This window comes from Pelagibacterium montanilacus, assembly GCF_003992665.1.
Lineage (GTDB): Bacteria > Pseudomonadota > Alphaproteobacteria > Rhizobiales > Devosiaceae > Pelagibacterium > Pelagibacterium montanilacus.
Genome location: NZ_RZMX01000006.1, coordinates 94,405 through 110,960, shown reverse-complemented (window position 1 = coordinate 110,960; position 16,556 = coordinate 94,405). Strand labels below are relative to the sequence as shown.

Sequence of the window (16,556 nt, the reverse complement as noted above, 5' to 3'; positions counted from 1 at the left end):
GTTCTTACGGATCAGCCCGACCGATAGTTTCACGGAACCGCGGCATCGACAACGCGCAACTGGACGGTCTCCCTGCCCTGCCAATGGTCCAGCGCCAGCGAGCCGCACAGATGCAGCGTTCCCCCCTCCCGCGCCTTGAGCAGCGCGGCGCCCAGCGGCGTGCCTGCAGCGCGGAACGCGATCGCCTTGAGATTGGCCCCGTCGCCAGCCGAGACCGTCAGCCGCACGTGCCCGCCCGCGCCCACCACTTCGGCGAATTTCACCTTGTGCGCGGGCAGCGCGAAGAGCGGGGTCGGGTTGCCCGCCCCGAAGGGCCCGGCGCGTTCGACGTCGTGGACGAATTGCGGCGAGGCCGCCCGCGCGGTAAGCGCCGCATCGATCCGCACCGCCCTCTGCTCACGCGCCACGCCGACGTCCCCGGACAGCGCGTCCGCAAGATAGGCGCGGAAGCCACCAAGCTGACCGCCGGTGAGCGTCACACCCGCGGCCATCGCGTGCCCGCCGCCTTTCGTGATCACCCCGTCCGAGACCGCCCCGATCACCGCCTTGCCCAGGTCGACCCCGGGGATCGACCGGCCCGAGCCGGTGCCACCGCCATCCCGCCCCAGCGCGATCGCGAAGGACGGACGGTTGAACCGCTCCTTGAGCCGTGCGGCCACGAGGCCGACCACCCCCTGATGCCAGTCGGGCGAAGCCACGACCAGCACGGGCGGGCCCTCGCCGTCGCCGATTTCCATTTCGGCGGTCGCGCAGGCCTCCTCGACAGCCCGCGCCTCGATGCGCTGGCGCTCCTGGTTGAGCTCGTCGAGCTGCGCCGCGATGGTCAGGGCCTCGTGCTCGTCCTCGGTCGAGAGCAGGCGCGTGCCCAGCCCCGCATCCCCGATCCGCCCGCCGGCATTGATCCGCGGGCCCAGAAGATAACCCAGGTGATAGGGCGCGACGGGCCCCGAGAGCCGCGCTGCAATGGCCAGGGCCCGCAGGCCCGGGTTTCGTCCGGCCCGCATGACCTCGACGCCGCGCACCACGAAGGCCCGGTTGAGCCCGGTCAGCGGCACCACGTCGCACACCGTGGCCAGCGCCACGAGGTCGAGCAGCGTCATCAGGTCCGGCAGCCCGCCCCTGCCCGACTCGCGCAGGATGCGGTTGAGCGCCACCAGCGCCATGAAGGTCACGCCGCCCGCACACAGATGCCCCAGCCCTGAAATATCGTCGGGACGGTTGGGATTGACCAGCGCATTGGCCGGCGGCAAATCCCCGGCCACGAGGTGGTGGTCGAGCACCAGCACGTCCACGCCCTTCTGCCGGGCGTGGGCGATGGGCCCGGCACTGGTCGTCCCGCAATCGAGCATCACCAGCAGCGTCGCGCCCTGCGCGATCAGCCCGTCGAGCGCGGCGGCGTTTGGGCCGTAGCCCTCGAAGATGCGGTCGGGGATGTGCCAGACCACCGGGCACCCGCAGGCCCGCAGATAGCGGATCATCAGCGCCGCGGAGGATGCCCCGTCCACGTCGTAATCGGCGAATAGCCCCACCGTCTCCCCGACAGAGACCGCCTGGGCCAGCCGTTGGGCGAGCGGGGTCATGTCCGCGAGGGTGGCGGGGTCGGGCATCATGTCGCGGAGGGTCGGATTGATGAAACTTTCGGCCCCATCGACCGTTACGCCTCTGCCCGCAACGATCCGCGAGAGAATTTCCGACAGCGCGGTCTGCTGCCCGATGGCTCCGGCCATACGCGCGCTCGCCGGGTCGAGGCGGTCGTGCCATACCCTGCCGGTAACGGAATTGGTAACGTTAAGGAAAGGCTGAACGTCTAGCTTCATGGGGATGCTTATAGGCCCTTTACTGAGCCGGATCGACACAGCCAATCACCGCTGATCCCGATTTCTTTTGCAATTCACACGATTGAGCACAAAATCGATAGCCTACAGGTCATCACATGCATACCAGATTGCTTCTCCCCCTCGTTGCCATTTCCGCCCTGGCCCTCGCCGCCTGCGAAGGCAACAGCCCGCCGCCCGCGACCACGGAGCCGGACGCGTCGATCGAAGGGGAAGCCATGACCCAGGCAGAGCCCGTCGAGCAGCCGGCTGACACTGAGGCCGAGACCGCAGAGAACCTGGGCACCGACGCCGATATCCAGCAGACCATCGACAGCATTGAGCAGCAGGCTGCAGAAACCTTCGATTCCATCCTCGAGCAGACCGAGCAGTCCACCGACCAGGCCGCGGACATGGGCACCAATGCAATGGAGCGGATCAACGAGGAATTCGCAGCCATGGGCTCGCAGGTCTCCGAGACCCTGGACGAGCGCATCGACGCCATCATCTCTGGCGTCGCGAGCTTTTCGTCGGACAATCTCTCGGACGAGCAGCGCATCCAGGTCGTCGCCAGCGCCCGTACCGCAGCGGAAAGTGCTGCGCGCAATCTGGGGCGCGACGAGGCCGAAATTGTCGCTGCTGGCGACACCGCCGAAGAGCGCGCCCGCGAAGTGATGGGCCTTTGATCATGGCCCGCTTCCAGCCACAGCCGCGCCTTACGGAAAACACACTGATATGGGAACCGGATGCACACTTCGAGACTTTGGACACCGTGTCCGAGCGGAGACCTGATATGACGAGATATGCTTCGGCCCGTGCCCGTGCCAGCCTGTTCCTCCAGATCGCAGGACCACGTCCGCGCACCTATGTCACCCCGACGCTGACCCATCTCGGTGCAATGACCAGCCGTCCCGAAGATGTGGAGCAGCCCTCCCAGGGCAAGCTCACCGGGACCACAGAGGATACGGTCCAGGGATCCTCGGTGCGCATCGCTCATCCTCGCCGCGTCGCCTGAAGCGCTTCAAGGAAAATTCGGAGAACTTTTTTGGTCTGTAGATCAGGCCAAATCGTCGGCTTGGCGCGTTGACCGCCATCCGATCGGCAGGGCATTCCGGGCGTCTACCGGCGGTGTTCGGCGGTAATCCAGCGGGTGGTGCGCGACCAGGATCGCATCACCACGCTTGAGGTCACCACCTTGCTCGGGAGCATCCGCACGCCGCGCAACAGGCTCCCGTCTGTCACCCCCGTTGCCGCGAACAGCACGTCGCCCCGCGCCATTTCATTGGCCCAGTATTTCCGGTTCGGGTCGGAAAGCCCGAACTCCCGCGCCTTGGCCCGCTTGTCGGGGGTGTCGAGAATCAGACGGCCCTGCATCTGCCCACCGATGCACCGCATCGCGACCGCCGCCAGCACGCCTTCGGGCGCCCCGCCCGAGCCGAGGTAGACGTCGATGCCCGTATCGTCGGAGTTGGCCGCGTGGATCACCGCGGCGATGTCCCCGTCGGGCAGCAGCTTGACCGCGACGCCCAGCCCGCGCAATTCGGCGAGCAAAGGCCCATGGCGCGGCCGATCGAGCATGCACACGACGATATCGGTCACCGCCACGCCCTTGGCCCTGGCCAGCGCGGTGACGTTCTCGGTCGCGGACTGGTCGAGGTCGACGATGCCCTCGGGATAGCCCGGGCCCACGGCGATCTTTTCCATATAGGCGTCTGGCACGTGCAGCAGCCCGCCCGGTTCGGCGAACGCCAGGACGGAGAGCGAATTGGACAGGCCCTTGGCACACCCGGTCACGCCCTCGAGCGGGTCGACCGCCACGTCGATCACCGGCCCGGCGCCGCGTCCCACCTTCTGGTCCAGAGCCAGCCGTTCGGCGCCGGCCGGCTCGCCGATCACCACCTTGCCGTCGACGTCGATTTCATCGAGCGCAGTTTCCATGGCCTGCACGGCGGCCTGGTCGGCCCGCATCTCGTCGCCCTTGCCACGCCATCCGGCGGCCGCAACCGCCGCGCGCTCGGTGATCCGCGCGATCTCGAGCGTCAGGCGCCCGTCAACGGCTGATGGTTTCTTCTCGCTTGCCGTCGCTGACATCGACGCGCTCCCCGGGAACAGGCCGCACCATTGTGCCCGGCGCTGCTCCCTGCCCGCCGGCCTCCCGACATAACGTCATGGCCCGATGCGTGGCAAGGCTCGCAACTCACTCTCGGCGTCGCCAATCAGTCGTCATCGGGCTGACGCCCGGCGAGTATATCGTCCAGACGGACCAGTCCGGCCGGCGGCGGCTTATGGATTTCAAGCGCCCGGGCGCACGCTTCGGCGAGGCACTGCCTGAACGCCTCGTCCCCGGGATAGTAGTTGAATTCAAGGATCGATGAAGCGGACCCGGCAGCGAAATCGACAATATCGACGTCGTCGCCCCCAATCTCGGCGCACAGCCTGTCCGCCACTTTCCCGGCATGGGGCGGCCAGCCCAGATGGGCACGATAATCGTCGAAATCGATCCGCGCCATCCGCCAGAGCCTCTCGCCCGTCGGCGCCCCGTCCGCGTTGACCCCGTGGCGCGCGAAGAGGTCCATGATCTGCGCGCAAAGCTCTGGATAGGCCGGCTGCCAGACTTCCGCCAGCCGCCCACCGACAGCCATGCCGTCCCAGTCCAATCCCGCCCGCGCCTCGCATTCGGCGATCACTGCCTCCACGCGTTGGGCTGCCAGCGCCTTGTGCGCCTCCCTCATTGTTTGCCCTAACGCCACCACCGGTCCGGCGCAATCGGGCGCCATGCGCGCAAGGCGCTCACCCGCCATCGCCACGTGGTCGGTGGGCCCTGTCATGTCGATCCAGTTCCCCAGGCGGGCGACCCGCGCCTCGAGCTGTCCGGCGAACCACCCCAGAATTGCCGGGCTGGCCTGGGTAAAAATGAGCTGACCGTGATCCCTGAGCGTGTAGGGGTTGAACGTCTCGGAATCGATGTGCCGGACCATAAGCACGGCGAGTGCTGCCAGGGGCGCCATGCGCCCGGTCTCGCGAAAATCCCGGCGAAAGCGCGGCCCGTACCAGAGATGGGTCACCCCGGGCACCGCTTCGAGCAGCACCTGCCCCACAAGCGCGGGCGGCGTGTCGTCGGGCAGGTGCGCGACGATCTCGGAGGCGAGATCGACGGTAACCGGCGGCTCGGCCGCATGCCGTCCGGCCTCGTAATCCCGCGATCTCGCCGGCTCCATGGTCTCGCCCCCCTCTTTTCTGATCTGTGCCAGATCAGCCCTGGGCCGCACATCGTTTGCCGATGCGCCCAGCTTCGCCCTGCCCTTCAGCCAGCGCCAGAACCCGTCCTGGCCCTTGAGCCCAGGCCGGCTCATCGGGCGCCACGACCCGGGCGCGCGCCCTGCGCAGCTATCGATGCAGGAATGAAAAGAAAGATCCGTGGCATGGGGCGCCCCCTTGCCACGGAATGTCATGCGGTTTACGGGGCTCCAACAGCCCCTGAACCGGGGGTCAGAGGCCGACGCCCATCGGCTTGAGCAGCATCCAGACGGCCATGGCCACCATCATCAGGTTCTCGGTCAGCGAGACGAACCCCAAAGGCACGTTGCTGTCCCCGCCCACGCAGGCGCATTTGAGCTCCCGCCTGTCGATATAGACGGCCTTGAACACCGAGACCGCGCCCACCGTGCCGATGAACAGGGCGATGGGCACCGACACCCACATCAGCGCACCCGCCATCATCAGAACGCCCGCTGCCCCTTCGGCGAAGGGGTAGACATAGCCATAGCGCACCCAGCGCTGGGCCAGCAGGTCGTAATTGAGGAACATGGTCGCAAAGCTCTCCACGTCCTTGAGCTTTTGCAGCGCCAGAAGACACATCGAGATCGCGATGAACCATTCGGCAGCCTCGACCCGCACCACGGTCCCGAACGCCGCCCAACTCGCGGCCAGCGCCATCAGTGCCGCCATGGCGAAAAGCGCGATGACGGGCCGATAGGTCACCGCCTTCTTGTCGCGCACCGGCTTGCCCAGATACCGCCGCACGTCCTCATAGCCGCCGATCCGCTCGCCGCCGATGAACGTCTGCGGCGTGGTCTTGACGTCGTGCTTCTGCTTGAACGCCTCGGTTTCCTCGGGCGAGGACAGATGCCGGTCATCTGCCGCATAGCCCTCGCGCCTGAGCAGATCGAGAGTCTTGAGCCCCCAGGGACACATATGCTTGGCATAGACCATGCGGTGGAGTTCGGCGCGCTTTGCCGTGCTGTCGTTCGCCATTGTAGGATCCCCTGTTCCGGGCCTCAGTCGATCTCCGTCCCTGCTTTCACATAGGCGCTGGACCGTCGGTTTGAAAGGCCGTCACAGTTCTCGTCCGTCAGATGGGGACGCGCCGTCCTACCACTGCTCGACGCCGTAGCGGGCGTTGCAGGCCCGCACGTCCTCGACCACGCGCTGCACATCCTCGTCCCCGTCGAGCACACGGTTCATGCGGGTGTCGATCGCCTCCTGCACCTCGCCCTCGAGCTCGGCGCGCTCCATGGTAGGATCTTCGGCGAACACCCGCGTCAGCGCCTCGCCGGCAAGCTGCATGGTGACATCGCGGACGTCCTCGCGCCCCAGGCCCAGCACCGCGTAGGCTACCGAGCAGTCGAAATCGGTGATCTCGGCGCCGTCCTCCTGGGCACTCGCCGGCCCGACTGCAAGCGCTCCGGCGGCCAGCACCGCGACAAGGGCGGCCTGCAGGCCGGCGCGCCCCCGGCGGGTGGACAATGCTGCAAATGGTGCTTTGGTCATAAGGTCCTCCATTATGGTTCCCCCATCCCTAGCACAGGGAGACCGGCACGCGGACTGGCGCCGATCAAAACTCCTCGATGCGGATGAGTTGCGGCTCGTCGACGATGAAGCCATCCTCGGCGATCTTGGCCAGCGCTTCGCGCACTGCGCTCTCGATGGTGTCGTGGGTGATCAGCACCACCGTGCGGGTCGATTCCGCTTCGGCCTCCGGCGAGACGGCCCGAAGGTCCGGGCGCTGGATGACGCTTTCCAGCGAGATGTTGGATTCCCCCATCCGCGTGGCGATCGCCGCAAGGGCTCCGGGCACGTCGCGGGCGTTGAGCCGGATATAATAGCCGCCCTCATGGACGCGCATCGGCGCGCGGGTATAGGGCAGCAACGCGCTCGAGGGCACGCCGAGCGGGGGCACCCGCGCGCCGCGCGCGATGTCGAGGATGTCGCTCAGCACCGAGGCCGCCGACGCGTCGCCCCCCGCGCCCGGCCCGGCCAGCATCAGCTCCTGGACGTGGTTGGTTTCCAGCGCCACGGCATTGAGCACGCCGTCCACTCCGGCGATCGCCGAGGTCTTGCGCACCAGCGTCGGGTGCACCCGCTGCTCGATCCCGTCGGGGGTGCGCCGGCCGATGCCCAGCAGCTTGATCTTGAACCCCAGATCCGCGGCAACCTTGATATCGGCCTGGGTGATGCGCGAAATGCCTTCCACGAACACCTGGTCGGTCGCAATCTCGGTCTCAAAGCACAGGCTGGTCAGGATCGCCAGCTTGTGCGCGGCGTCATAGCCATCGATATCAAAGCTCGGGTCCGCCTCGGCATAGCCCAGATCCTGCGCATCCTTCAGGCCGGTATCGAACGATATTCCCTCATTGCCCATGCGGGTGAGGATATAGTTGCACGTCCCGTTCATGATCCCGTAGACGCGCGTGATCGAGGCCGAGCCCAGCCCCTCGCGCAGCGTCTTGATCACCGGAATGCCGCCTGCGACAGCGGCTTCGAAGCTCAATTGCGCGTCGCCCTTCTCGGCGATCTGGGCGAGCTTGACCCCGTGCCGGGCCAGCAGCGCCTTGTTGGCGGTGACCACCGGACAGCCGCGCTCGAGCGCCGCCGAGACCGCCGCAAAGGCCGGCCCGTCTTCCCCGCCGATCAGCTCGACGAACAGGTCGACGTCCGGGGACTTGGCGAGCGCCACGGGATCGTCGAACCAGTCGAAACCGGAAATGTCCACACCGCGATCCCGCGAGCGTGACCGCGCACTGACCGCGGACACGACCACTTCCCGCCCCAGCTTGCTGGCGATGGCCTTGCCGTCGGTCTCGAGGATTCGGATCAGCGCCGCGCCGACCGTGCCCAGCCCTGCAATGCCTATGCGCAGCGGGCGGTTGACCACCGGTCGCTTCTCGCGCTGCGCCTGCATGGCGCGGACGATCTTCTCGCGGGTTTCGCTGCGCGGCTCGCGACCTTCGCGCAGGTCGAAGACGAACAACGGGTCGCCCGCGATTTCACGGCCGAACCGGGTCGGGCTCCAGCCGCGCGAGGCGATGAAGGTTTCTACGGATTGCTTGAAGCTCTCGATGTCGCTCATGGGACCAATTCGGAATAATGGCAATTTCCTATCTCTAAATAGGAAAGAACCTATCCGGTCAACCCCGGGCGCCTCGATCGTGAAGGCCGATCATGGTCAACTTGCACGATCAAACACGATCAGGCCCGGATCACGTGCAGATCAGCGGACCTGCACGCGAGAAGGATTTGCCCTATCGCTGGCCCAAAGCCACGATATTTCCGTGACTTGCGCCGCTGCCGAGGAATTTTTTGATGGCCCGCGCCGCCTGTCTTATCCTCTGGTCGTTCTCCACGAACGCCAGACGCACATACTGGTCGCCATATTCGCCGAACCCGACCCCCGGCGCCACTGCGACCCCGGTTTCCCTGATCAGCAGCTTGGCGAATTCCAAACTTCCCAGTTCCGCGAACTGGTCGGGAATGGGTGCCCAGGCAAACATCGTCGCCGCCGGCGTCGGAATGTGCCAGCCGGCCCGCCCGAAGCTCTCCACCATCACGTCGCGGCGGTGCCGGTAGATGTTGCGCACCTCCTCGATGCAGGAATCATCGCCGTTGAGCGCGGAGGCGGCGGCCACCTGGATGGGCGTGAACGCGCCATAGTCGAGATAGGATTTCACCCGCGCCAGCGCCGCGATCAGGCGCTCATTGCCCACGGCGAACCCCATGCGCCAGCCGGGCATGGAGAAGGTCTTGGACATGGAGGTGAACTCCACCGAAATGTCGATGGCGCCCGGGACTTCGAGCACCGAATGCGGCGGCTCGTCCTCGAAATAGATCTCGGAGTAGGCGAGGTCCGAGAGGATGAAAATCTCGTGCCTGCGGCAATACTCCACCACCTCGCGGTAGAACTCGAGATCCGCCACGTAGGCGGTCGGGTTGGCCGGATAGTTGAGGATGAGCGCGATCGGCTTGGGGATCGAGTGGCGCACCGCGCGGTCCAGCGAACGCAGGAAATCCTCGTTGGGGTCAGCGGGCATCGAGCGCACCACGCCGCCTGACATGATGAAGCCGAACGAGTGGATCGGATAGGTCGGATTGGGCACCAGCACCACGTCGCCCGGCGCCGTGATCGCCTGCGCCATGTTGGCAAAGCCTTCCTTGGACCCCAGCGTGGCCACGACCTGGGTATCGGCGTTCAGCTTAACCCCGAACCGGCGGCCATAGTAGGACGCCTGAGCCTTGCGCAGGCCCGGAATACCACGCGAGGTGGAATAGCGGTGGGTCCGCGGGTCCTTCACCGTCTCCTTGAGCTTGTCGACGATGTGCTGGGGTGTGGGCAGGTCGGGATTGCCCATGCCCAGATCGATGATATCCACCCCGTCGGCTCTTGCCTTAGCCTTGATGGGGTTGATGTGCTCGAAAACGTAGGGCGGCAGGCGGCGGATGCGATGAAATTCTTCGCTCATGATATCCTCGGTAGGGGAAACTGCTTACCCCTGTTGGCTCCGGCCGTGCGGCGCGACGGATCGCGACCCGCACCCGGTCAGTATCAAACGATCATGGTGTTCAAACTGTGAACGGCGCCACGGATCTGGCCGAAGCGACCGTGATCTTTACCGGCCCTGTCGCTCGATTCCCTCAAGGGAAGAGCGGCAGAGCCTCGATAGCGGTCGCCTCGGGAAAGCCGAAGACGACGTTGAAGTTCTGGATCGCCTGCCCGGCGCTTCCCTTGACGAGATTATCGATGGTCGCGATCACGATGACGCGGCCCTTGATGCGGTCGTCAAAGACGTTGATGACGCAGAAGTTCGAGCCCCGGACGTGGCCGGTCGAGGGGATCTCTCCCGCCTCCCCGATCCGCACGAACGGCTCGTCGCGATAGGCCGCCTTGAGCGCCTCGCGCACTTCGGCCGCATTGGCTGCGCTGCCGAGCCGCACATGAGCCGTGATCAGCTCGCCGCGCGCCATGGGCACAAGATGGGGCGTGAAATTGACGCTCACGGGCTTGCCCGCGACCAGCCCGATTTCCTGCTCGATCTCGGGCGCGTGGCGATGCACGCCCACCCCGTAGGGCGTCAGGCTTTCACCGGCCTCGGCCATAAGCGTGTTCTGCTTGAGCCCCCGCCCTGCCCCGGAAACACCGGATTTGGCGTCGATGATGATGTCCTGATCCGAGATCGCGCCGCTCTTGACCAGCGGCAGCAGCGCCAGCAGCGTCGCGGTCGGATAGCAGCCCGGGCACGCGATGATCCGGGATGAGCGGATCGAATCGCGGTTGTGTTCGGTCAGCCCATACGCCGCCTGAGCCTGAAGATGGGGCGCCACGTGATCGGCACCATAGACTGGCCCGTAATGGGAAGGATCCCGGAACCGGAAATCGGCTCCCATGTCGATGGCCACCAGATCGGGATGAGAATCGACGATGCGCGAGAGAAGCTCCTGGCTCGCCCCGTGCGGCAGCCCGGCGAACACCACGTCGACGTCAGAGAAATCGACGTCGTCATTGGCGACCAGATCGGGGAGGCCGGCATGGGCCAGATGGGGGAACACCGACGCCATGGGCTTGCCCGCATGGGTATTGGCGGTCAGGGCAACGAACTCGAGGCCGGGATGACGCACACCAAGACGCAGAAGGTCGGCCCCGGTGTAGCCCGAAGCTCCCAGAAGCGCGGCTCTTTTCGGCGATGGCATCTGACTTGCTCTCATGTCGGGATTATGCAAATGAAGTCGTGGCGCGAGGCCCTCTTACTGCCGCCGGACGGCAAAGTAAATGGCGCCGCAAGGCCAGAGCCGATGACGGGCACAATCCGCATCGGCCGTATGTGAGGTGTCCATGACGAAACGCATTGCGATGGCCACACTCGGCACGCAAGGTGATGTTCAGCCTTATCTGGCCCTTGCAATTGCCATGAAGGCGCGCGGCTATTCCGTCGTTCTGGGCGCCACCGACGATTTCGCGGCCATGGTCGAGAGCTACGGAATCGAGTTCCGCAGTCTTGGCGGGTCGATCCAGGAATTCGTCACCCAGAGCCAGTTCGACAAGGCGATGAACCAGAGCTTTCTGGTCAACGCGCCCGGGCTGTTGCGCCAGGGCCAGAAGATCGTGGATCAGGCGGCCCGCGCCGCGTGGGACATGTGCCAGGGGGCCGATTGCATCCTGATGCACATGAACACCAGCTTTTCGGTCGATATCGCCGAGGCGCTGGATATCCCGGTCATCGTGGTGGCGCTCCAGCCGCTCAACGCCACCAGCGAATTCCCGCTGTGCGTTCACTACGCCCCCACCTTCGGCAAGGCGATCAACCGGCTGACCTATTCGGCCATGACCGTCCAGCAGATCTATTACAACCTGCCGCGCAACAAGTTGCGGCGGGAGCTGATGGGGCTAGAGCCGCGCAAAAAGGGCGGGTTCTTCAAGGACAATGACGGGCGTTCGCTCTGGACGCTCAATGCCTATTCGGAGGTGGTCTCCCCGCGCCCGCGCGACTGGCCACGCTCCTCGATCGTCACCGGCTACTGGATGCTGGACGACAATTCCGGCTGGGAGCCTGACGCGCGCTTCCGGACCTTCCTCGCGGCCGGTCCCACCCCGATCTATGTGGGCTTTGGATCCATGCCGTTCGGCGCCGAGCGCAACACCGAAATCCTGCGCGGCGCGATGACCCAGTTCTCGGGCCGCGTCGTCGTGGGTCGCGGCTGGGGCGGCATCAACACCTCGGACATGCCGGACAGCGTCTATGTGATCGAGCGCGCGCCCCACGACCAGTTGTTCAAGCACGTGAAGGCCGTGGTCCACCATGGCGGCGCGGGCACGACGGCCGCCGGTCTGCATCAGGGCCTGCCCACCTTCGTCGTGCCCCAGACCGTCGACCAGCCCTATTGGGGCCGTCGCATTTTCGAGCTCGGGTGTGGTCCCAAGCCCGTGCGCCGGCGCAAGCTCACCGCGGACATCCTCGCCGATGCCCTCAAGGCGCTCGATACCGCGCCCGAGTACAAGGAAAACGCCCAGGCCCTCGGCGCACGCCTGCGGGCCGAGGACGGCAAGGCTAACGCGATCAAGTTCATCGAGGGCGTGATGGCCAATTTCCGGCCCGGGGCGCAGCGCCGCCGGGCCTGATGCCATTGAACACGAACGCCGTGCCGATCAGGCGCGCAGCCGGTATCCTGTGCGGAATATCCAGACGACGACGGCCAGCGCGATCGCCAGGAACAGCAGCGTCATCGCAAGGCTGATCCCCACATCGACGTCCGAGACCCCGTAAAAGCTCCAGCGGAACCCGCTGACGAGATACACCACCGGATTGAACAGCGTCACTGTCTGCCAGACCGGGGGCAGCATCGAGATCGAGTAGAACGTGCCGCCGAGGAACGCGAGCGGAGTCACGATCAGGAGCGGGACGAGCTGCAGCTTTTCAAAGCCCTCGGCCCAGATGCCGATGATGAACCCGATCATCGAGAACGTCACCGCCGTCAGGATCAGGAACACAACCATCCACACCGGATGATCGATCCGGATATCGGCAAACAGCGTCGCCGTCGCCAGAATGATCAGCGCGAGAACGATGGATTTGGTGGCCGCTGCGCCCACGAAGGCGATGACCGTTTCGATATGGGATATCGGAGCCGAGAGAATCTCGTAGATCGTTCCGGCGAACTTGGGAAAATAGATCCCGAACGAGGCGTTGGACAGCGATTGCTGGAGCAGCGACAGCATGATGAGCCCGGGCACGATGAAGGCCGCGTAGCTCACCCCCTCGACCGACTCGATCCGCTGGCCGATGGCAGCACCAAAGACCACGAAATACAGCGCGGTCGAAACGACCGGCGAGATGATCGATTGCAAGATGGTGCGCCACCAGCGCGCCATCTCGAAATAATAGATGGCTTTGATCGCATGGATATTCATGTGCGGTCCTTCAAAAGCCCGATGAAAATCTCTTCAAGTGAACTCTGGTGCGTGCTCAGGTCCTTGATGCGGATTCCCTCGCGATGCACCGCGGCCATCAGCCCGGCAATGCCCGTGCGGTCGGCGGTGCTGTCATAGGAATAGATCAGCTCGTTGCCGTTATCGCGAAGGCCCAGCCCCAGCTCTTCCAGCGAGTCCGGAACAGCATCCAGCGGCTCCTGGAGCTGGATCACGAGGTCCTTGCGGCCCAGCTTGCGCATCAGCTCGTCCTTGCCGTCGACAAGGATGATTTCGCCATTGGAAATCACGCCGATACGGTCGGCCATCTCCTCGGCTTCTTCGATATAATGGGTGGTCAGGATGATCGTCACGCCGCTCTCGCGCAACTCGCGGACCACGGCCCACATGTCCTTGCGCAGCTCGACGTCCACCCCTGCGGTGGGTTCGTCGAGGAACAGGATATCGGGCTCGTGGCTCAGCGCCTTGGCAATCAGGACACGGCGTTTCATCCCGCCCGACAGCGTGATCAGCTTGTCGTTGCGCTTGGACCACAAGGAGAGATCGCGCAGCACCTTCTCGACATGGGCGTCATCGCGCGGCTTGCCGAACAGACCTCTGGTGTAGACGACCGTATCCCAGACCGATTCGAACCGGTCCGTGGTCAACTCCTGGGGCACCAGCCCGATGATCGCGCGCGACTTTCGGAACTCGCGGACCACGTCATATCCGCCGGCCTTGATGGTACCCGAGGTGGGGCGCACGAGCCCGCAGATGGTGCCTATCAGGGTGGTCTTACCCGCGCCGTTGGGACCCAGAAGCGCGAAGATTTCGCCCTTATGGATGGTCAGGTCGATGTTCTTGAGGGCGCTGAAGCCGGTGTCATAGGTCTTGTAGAGGCCGGAGATCTCCACGGCGGCCTGAGCATGTGTATCCAAGGGATTCGCCTCCGGAATGGCAGGTCGTCCGCCGCCCGGTTGTCTCCGGGTTCAGCGTCCGCGCTTGGGTATATAGGCGCTCTATGACGATTGACCAGTGCGTTGAAAAAAGAAAAGGCCCCGCGCTGCGGGGCCTTTTGCCGATGGGTTGGCGCAGTAATCAGCGCTTGGAGAACTGGAAGGACCGACGAGCCTTGGCGCGACCGTACTTCTTGCGTTCCACCACGCGGCTGTCGCGGGTCAGGAAGCCCCCGCGCTTGAGCACGCCGCGCAACTCCGGCTCGTAAAGGGTCAGAGCCTGGGAGATGCCGTGACGTACGGCACCGGCCTGGCCCGAGAGTCCACCACCGGCTACGGTCGCGACGACGTCGTACTGGTCGACGCGCTCGGCAGTGACGATCGGCTGCTGGAGGATCATCTGGAGCACGGGACGCGCGAAGTAAGCGGTGTGCTCCTTGCCGTTGACGGTGATCTTGCCGCTGCCGGGCTTGATCCAGACGCGGGCGACCGCGTCCTTGCGCTTGCCGGTGGCGTAAGCGCGGCCATAAGCGTCGAGCTTCTGAACACGCACCGGAGCGTCGGAGGTCTCGGTCTGGGTGGCCGTGCCGAGGTCTTCAAGGGAGTTGATGGTCTCGGACATTGGATTACACCCTTACATTCTTGGTGTTGAGCGCAGCGACGTCGAGCGCCTCGGGCTGCTGGGCCTCATGGGGATGCTCGGCGCCGGCATAAACGCGCAGATTGCCGAGCTGGGTGCGCCCGAGCGGACCGCTGGGCAGCATGCGCCGCACGGCGTTCTGAACGACGCGCTCGGGGAAACGGCCCTCGAGCAGCTCGCGCATGGTGCGGTCCTTGATGCCGCCGGGATAGCCGGTGTGCCAGTAGAAACGCTTGTCATCGAGCTTCTTGCCGGTGAACTTCACCTTGTCGGCATTGATGACGATGACGTTGTCCCCGGTGTCCTGGTTCGGCGTATAAGTCGGCAGGTGCTTGCCACGCAGGCGGGTGGCGATAAGAGCGGCGAGGCGGCCGACGACCAGACCTTCGGCGTCGATCACGACCCACTTCTTCTCGATCTCGCCAGCCTTGGCAGAGTAGGTTTTCATGGTTCGGTTTCCCTGGCAGATATGACAAACCGCTCACGCTGGAGCGGCCCGTGTCACAATCGTGGAGCGATGTGTCGGCGGCGTATTAGCGAGACGCGACACCACCGTCAAGCGCAAATATTTTCGTCAACGTTTTCATAGGCTTGCGATTGCGGTATCATTTTACCGCGCAGAAACCCTGCGCATGTCAATGATATAGCCCATGACCATGGCGATCAGCATGAAGCCGAGGATCTGGTGGGCTAGCGCGAGGGGGATGTTCACCAGCGTCAGCAGCGTGGCGATCCCCAGAACGACCTGCAACAGCGTCATCAACGCGATCCGCCCCATCCAGCCGTGCACCCCTTCCAGTCCCACGCGCCTGGCGCCGACCCAGACCATCACGCCCACATAGAGCACGATCGCATAGGCGATCATCCGGTGGACGAACTGCACGGTCATCACGTCCTCGAAAAGGCTCCGCCACGCCGGGTCGATCCCCATGAGGCCCGCCGGCACAAGCGCACCGTTCATGAGCGGCCAGGTGTTGTGCGAATGCCCTGCGTCCAGACCCGCCACGAAGGCACCGAACACGATCTGCAGGAACAAGAGTGCAAGCAGTCCCCACACCGCATAGGTCCAGCCGCGCGGCACAGCGATGCGCGTCTCCACCGGCGGGCTGATCGACCGGGCCACGCCCACCAAAGCCAGCAGCAGCACGCAGGCCGCGCTCAGATGCGCGGCAAGCCTGTACTGGGAAACCGAGGTCAGCTCGCTCAGGCCCGAGGACACCATCCACCAGCCCAGCAGTCCCTGGAACCCACCCAGCACAAACAGGCCGGCGAGCGGCGCGGCAAGTGAGCCGGGAATGCGCTTCTGGACGAGGAAGATCACGAAGGGAATGGCGAAGGCAAAGCCCAGCATCCGGCCCAGGAACCGGTGGATCCATTCCCACCAGAAGATGAGCTTGAACTCCTCGACACCCATCCAGCCGGCGAATTCCTGCTGGTATTGCGGGATCTGCCGGTAGGCCTCGAACTCGGCCTGCCAGTCGGCGTCCGAGAGCGGCGGGATAATCCCTGAAATGGGTTTCCAGGCCGTGATCGAAAGGCCTGATTCCGTCAGCCGGGTGGCGCCGCCGACAAAGACCATGACCAGAACGAACGCCGCCAGCACATAGAGCCAGATGCGAACCGGCTTGAGCCGGTCGGTATCCATTGCAGGGGCTGCGACGGAAAGCGTGCTCACGGATGACACCCGGTTTGTCTAAACTGGCGGAACTGCTAAAGCCAACCTCGAGCCAATGCAATGTTCACAATCGCCGCAGGCCGGAGCCCCTATTGACCCAGAGACAACGCAAGGCCGTGGGAACCATTCTCACGCTCGTCACGCTGGTCGTCTGGACCGTTCTGGGCATGTGGCTCTACGAGCTGCTCCTTGTGGGCGCCCATGCATTGGTCCATCTCGTCTTCTTCGTTCTCATGGGACTCGCCTGGATTCTGCCGGCCATGCCCATCATCCGCTGGATGGCGCGGCCAGACTGATC

The 16,556-nt window shown here is 64.9% G+C and carries 17 protein-coding genes; 4 read left to right on the top strand and 13 right to left on the bottom strand.

Translation table 11 applies throughout. The features are described 5' to 3' along the window. Window positions 1–29 precede the first annotated feature (29 nt). Window positions 30–1,817: a single-stranded-DNA-specific exonuclease RecJ gene (gene recJ, locus EO136_RS01735; protein WP_127142746.1), complete on the bottom strand. Its 1,788-nt coding sequence runs from the start codon at window positions 1,815–1,817 to the stop codon at window positions 30–32. 116 nt (window positions 1,818–1,933) lie between these two features. Between recJ and EO136_RS01730 the strand changes: the two genes are divergently transcribed. Both EO136_RS01730 and EO136_RS01725 read left to right on the top strand, forming a co-directional pair. Continuing rightward, window positions 1,934–2,500, top strand: a complete 567-nt coding sequence (locus tag EO136_RS01730) for a hypothetical protein (RefSeq protein ID WP_127142745.1) — start codon at window positions 1,934–1,936, stop codon at window positions 2,498–2,500. A gap of 107 nt (window positions 2,501–2,607) precedes the next feature. Further along, a complete protein-coding gene (locus tag EO136_RS01725; protein WP_127142744.1) occupies window positions 2,608–2,829 on the top strand; it encodes a hypothetical protein in 222 nt (73 codons plus the stop codon). 104 nt (window positions 2,830–2,933) lie between these two features. Here EO136_RS01725 and glpX read toward each other — a convergent pair whose 3' ends face one another. The 7 genes from glpX to argC form a co-directional block, all read right to left on the bottom strand. Continuing rightward, the gene (glpX, locus tag EO136_RS01720) at window positions 2,934–3,905 is read right to left on the bottom strand and encodes a class II fructose-bisphosphatase (protein WP_127142743.1); all 972 of its coding nucleotides are present in this window, start codon (window positions 3,903–3,905) and stop codon (window positions 2,934–2,936) included. 125 nt (window positions 3,906–4,030) lie between these two features. Beyond that, window positions 4,031–5,167: a hypothetical protein gene (locus EO136_RS01715; protein WP_127142742.1), complete on the bottom strand. Its 1,137-nt coding sequence runs from the start codon at window positions 5,165–5,167 to the stop codon at window positions 4,031–4,033. A 136-nt stretch (window positions 5,168–5,303) separates the two neighbouring features. Beyond that, the gene (locus tag EO136_RS01710) at window positions 5,304–6,068 is read right to left on the bottom strand and encodes a glutaredoxin family protein (protein ID WP_127142741.1); all 765 of its coding nucleotides are present in this window, start codon (window positions 6,066–6,068) and stop codon (window positions 5,304–5,306) included. A gap of 117 nt (window positions 6,069–6,185) precedes the next feature. Continuing rightward, the gene (locus EO136_RS01705) at window positions 6,186–6,584 is read right to left on the bottom strand and encodes a hypothetical protein (protein WP_127142740.1); all 399 of its coding nucleotides are present in this window, start codon (window positions 6,582–6,584) and stop codon (window positions 6,186–6,188) included. A gap of 64 nt (window positions 6,585–6,648) precedes the next feature. Next, entirely contained in the window at window positions 6,649–7,995 is a 1,347-nt protein-coding gene (locus tag EO136_RS01700; protein WP_127142785.1) for a homoserine dehydrogenase, read from the bottom strand. A gap of 340 nt (window positions 7,996–8,335) precedes the next feature. Then, window positions 8,336–9,550: an LL-diaminopimelate aminotransferase gene (locus EO136_RS01695; RefSeq protein WP_127142739.1), complete on the bottom strand. Its 1,215-nt coding sequence runs from the start codon at window positions 9,548–9,550 to the stop codon at window positions 8,336–8,338. A 172-nt stretch (window positions 9,551–9,722) separates the two neighbouring features. After that, complete coding sequence (gene argC / locus EO136_RS01690; RefSeq protein ID WP_127142738.1) at window positions 9,723–10,775, bottom strand: N-acetyl-gamma-glutamyl-phosphate reductase; 1,053 nt, start codon at window positions 10,773–10,775, stop codon at window positions 9,723–9,725. A 142-nt stretch (window positions 10,776–10,917) separates the two neighbouring features. Between argC and EO136_RS01685 the strand changes: the two genes are divergently transcribed. Next, on the top strand, window positions 10,918–12,201 hold the full coding sequence (locus tag EO136_RS01685) for a glycosyltransferase (RefSeq protein WP_127142737.1): 1,284 nt from the start codon (window positions 10,918–10,920) through the stop codon (window positions 12,199–12,201). Window positions 12,202–12,228: 27 nt separating this feature from the next. Here EO136_RS01685 and EO136_RS01680 read toward each other — a convergent pair whose 3' ends face one another. From EO136_RS01680 to EO136_RS01660, 5 genes are all read right to left on the bottom strand, one after another. Then, on the bottom strand, window positions 12,229–12,990 hold the full coding sequence (locus EO136_RS01680; protein ID WP_127142736.1) for an ABC transporter permease: 762 nt from the start codon (window positions 12,988–12,990) through the stop codon (window positions 12,229–12,231). Next, window positions 12,987–13,925: an ABC transporter ATP-binding protein gene (locus EO136_RS01675; protein ID WP_127142735.1), complete on the bottom strand. Its 939-nt coding sequence runs from the start codon at window positions 13,923–13,925 to the stop codon at window positions 12,987–12,989. The genes EO136_RS01680 and EO136_RS01675 overlap by 4 nt, the downstream gene beginning before the upstream one ends. 160 nt (window positions 13,926–14,085) lie before the next feature. Then, complete coding sequence (rpsI, locus tag EO136_RS01670; RefSeq protein ID WP_127142734.1) at window positions 14,086–14,565, bottom strand: 30S ribosomal protein S9; 480 nt, start codon at window positions 14,563–14,565, stop codon at window positions 14,086–14,088. Window positions 14,566–14,569: 4 nt separating this feature from the next. Further along, the gene (gene rplM / locus EO136_RS01665) at window positions 14,570–15,031 is read right to left on the bottom strand and encodes a 50S ribosomal protein L13 (RefSeq protein WP_127142733.1); all 462 of its coding nucleotides are present in this window, start codon (window positions 15,029–15,031) and stop codon (window positions 14,570–14,572) included. Window positions 15,032–15,193: 162 nt separating this feature from the next. Then, complete coding sequence (locus tag EO136_RS01660) at window positions 15,194–16,258, bottom strand: COX15/CtaA family protein (protein ID WP_246018233.1); 1,065 nt, start codon at window positions 16,256–16,258, stop codon at window positions 15,194–15,196. 92 nt (window positions 16,259–16,350) lie between these two features. Here EO136_RS01660 and EO136_RS01655 point away from each other — a divergent pair, with 92 nt between their 5' ends. Then, entirely contained in the window at window positions 16,351–16,554 is a 204-nt protein-coding gene (locus EO136_RS01655; protein WP_127142732.1) for a DUF2842 domain-containing protein, read from the top strand. The last annotated feature ends 2 nt before the right edge of the window (window positions 16,555–16,556 follow it).

Bases quoted from the DNA above. Each gene is read 5' to 3' on its own strand.
- EO136_RS01725 (WP_127142744.1), top strand. From the start codon at position 2,608: ATGACGAGATATGCTTCGGCCCGTGCCCGTGCCAGCCTGTTCCTCCAG.
- EO136_RS01705 (WP_127142740.1), bottom strand. From the start codon at position 6,584: ATGACCAAAGCACCATTTGCAGCATTGTCCACCCGCCGGGGGCGCGCC.
- argC (WP_127142738.1), bottom strand. From the start codon at position 10,775: ATGCCATCGCCGAAAAGAGCCGCGCTTCTGGGAGCTTCGGGCTACACC.
- EO136_RS01700 (WP_127142785.1), bottom strand. From the start codon at position 7,995: ATGCAGGCGCAGCGCGAGAAGCGACCGGTGGTCAACCGCCCGCTGCGC.
- EO136_RS01715 (WP_127142742.1), bottom strand. From the start codon at position 5,167: ATGAGCCGGCCTGGGCTCAAGGGCCAGGACGGGTTCTGGCGCTGGCTG.
- rplM (WP_127142733.1), bottom strand. From the start codon at position 15,031: ATGAAAACCTACTCTGCCAAGGCTGGCGAGATCGAGAAGAAGTGGGTC.
- rpsI (WP_127142734.1), bottom strand. From the start codon at position 14,565: ATGTCCGAGACCATCAACTCCCTTGAAGACCTCGGCACGGCCACCCAG.
- glpX (WP_127142743.1), bottom strand. From the start codon at position 3,905: ATGTCAGCGACGGCAAGCGAGAAGAAACCATCAGCCGTTGACGGGCGC.
- recJ (WP_127142746.1), bottom strand. From the start codon at position 1,817: ATGAAGCTAGACGTTCAGCCTTTCCTTAACGTTACCAATTCCGTTACC.
- EO136_RS01730 (WP_127142745.1), top strand. From the start codon at position 1,934: ATGCATACCAGATTGCTTCTCCCCCTCGTTGCCATTTCCGCCCTGGCC.
- EO136_RS01710 (WP_127142741.1), bottom strand. From the start codon at position 6,068: ATGGCGAACGACAGCACGGCAAAGCGCGCCGAACTCCACCGCATGGTC.
- EO136_RS01680 (WP_127142736.1), bottom strand. From the start codon at position 12,990: ATGAATATCCATGCGATCAAAGCCATCTATTATTTCGAGATGGCGCGC.
- EO136_RS01685 (WP_127142737.1), top strand. From the start codon at position 10,918: ATGACGAAACGCATTGCGATGGCCACACTCGGCACGCAAGGTGATGTT.
- EO136_RS01695 (WP_127142739.1), bottom strand. From the start codon at position 9,550: ATGAGCGAAGAATTTCATCGCATCCGCCGCCTGCCGCCCTACGTTTTC.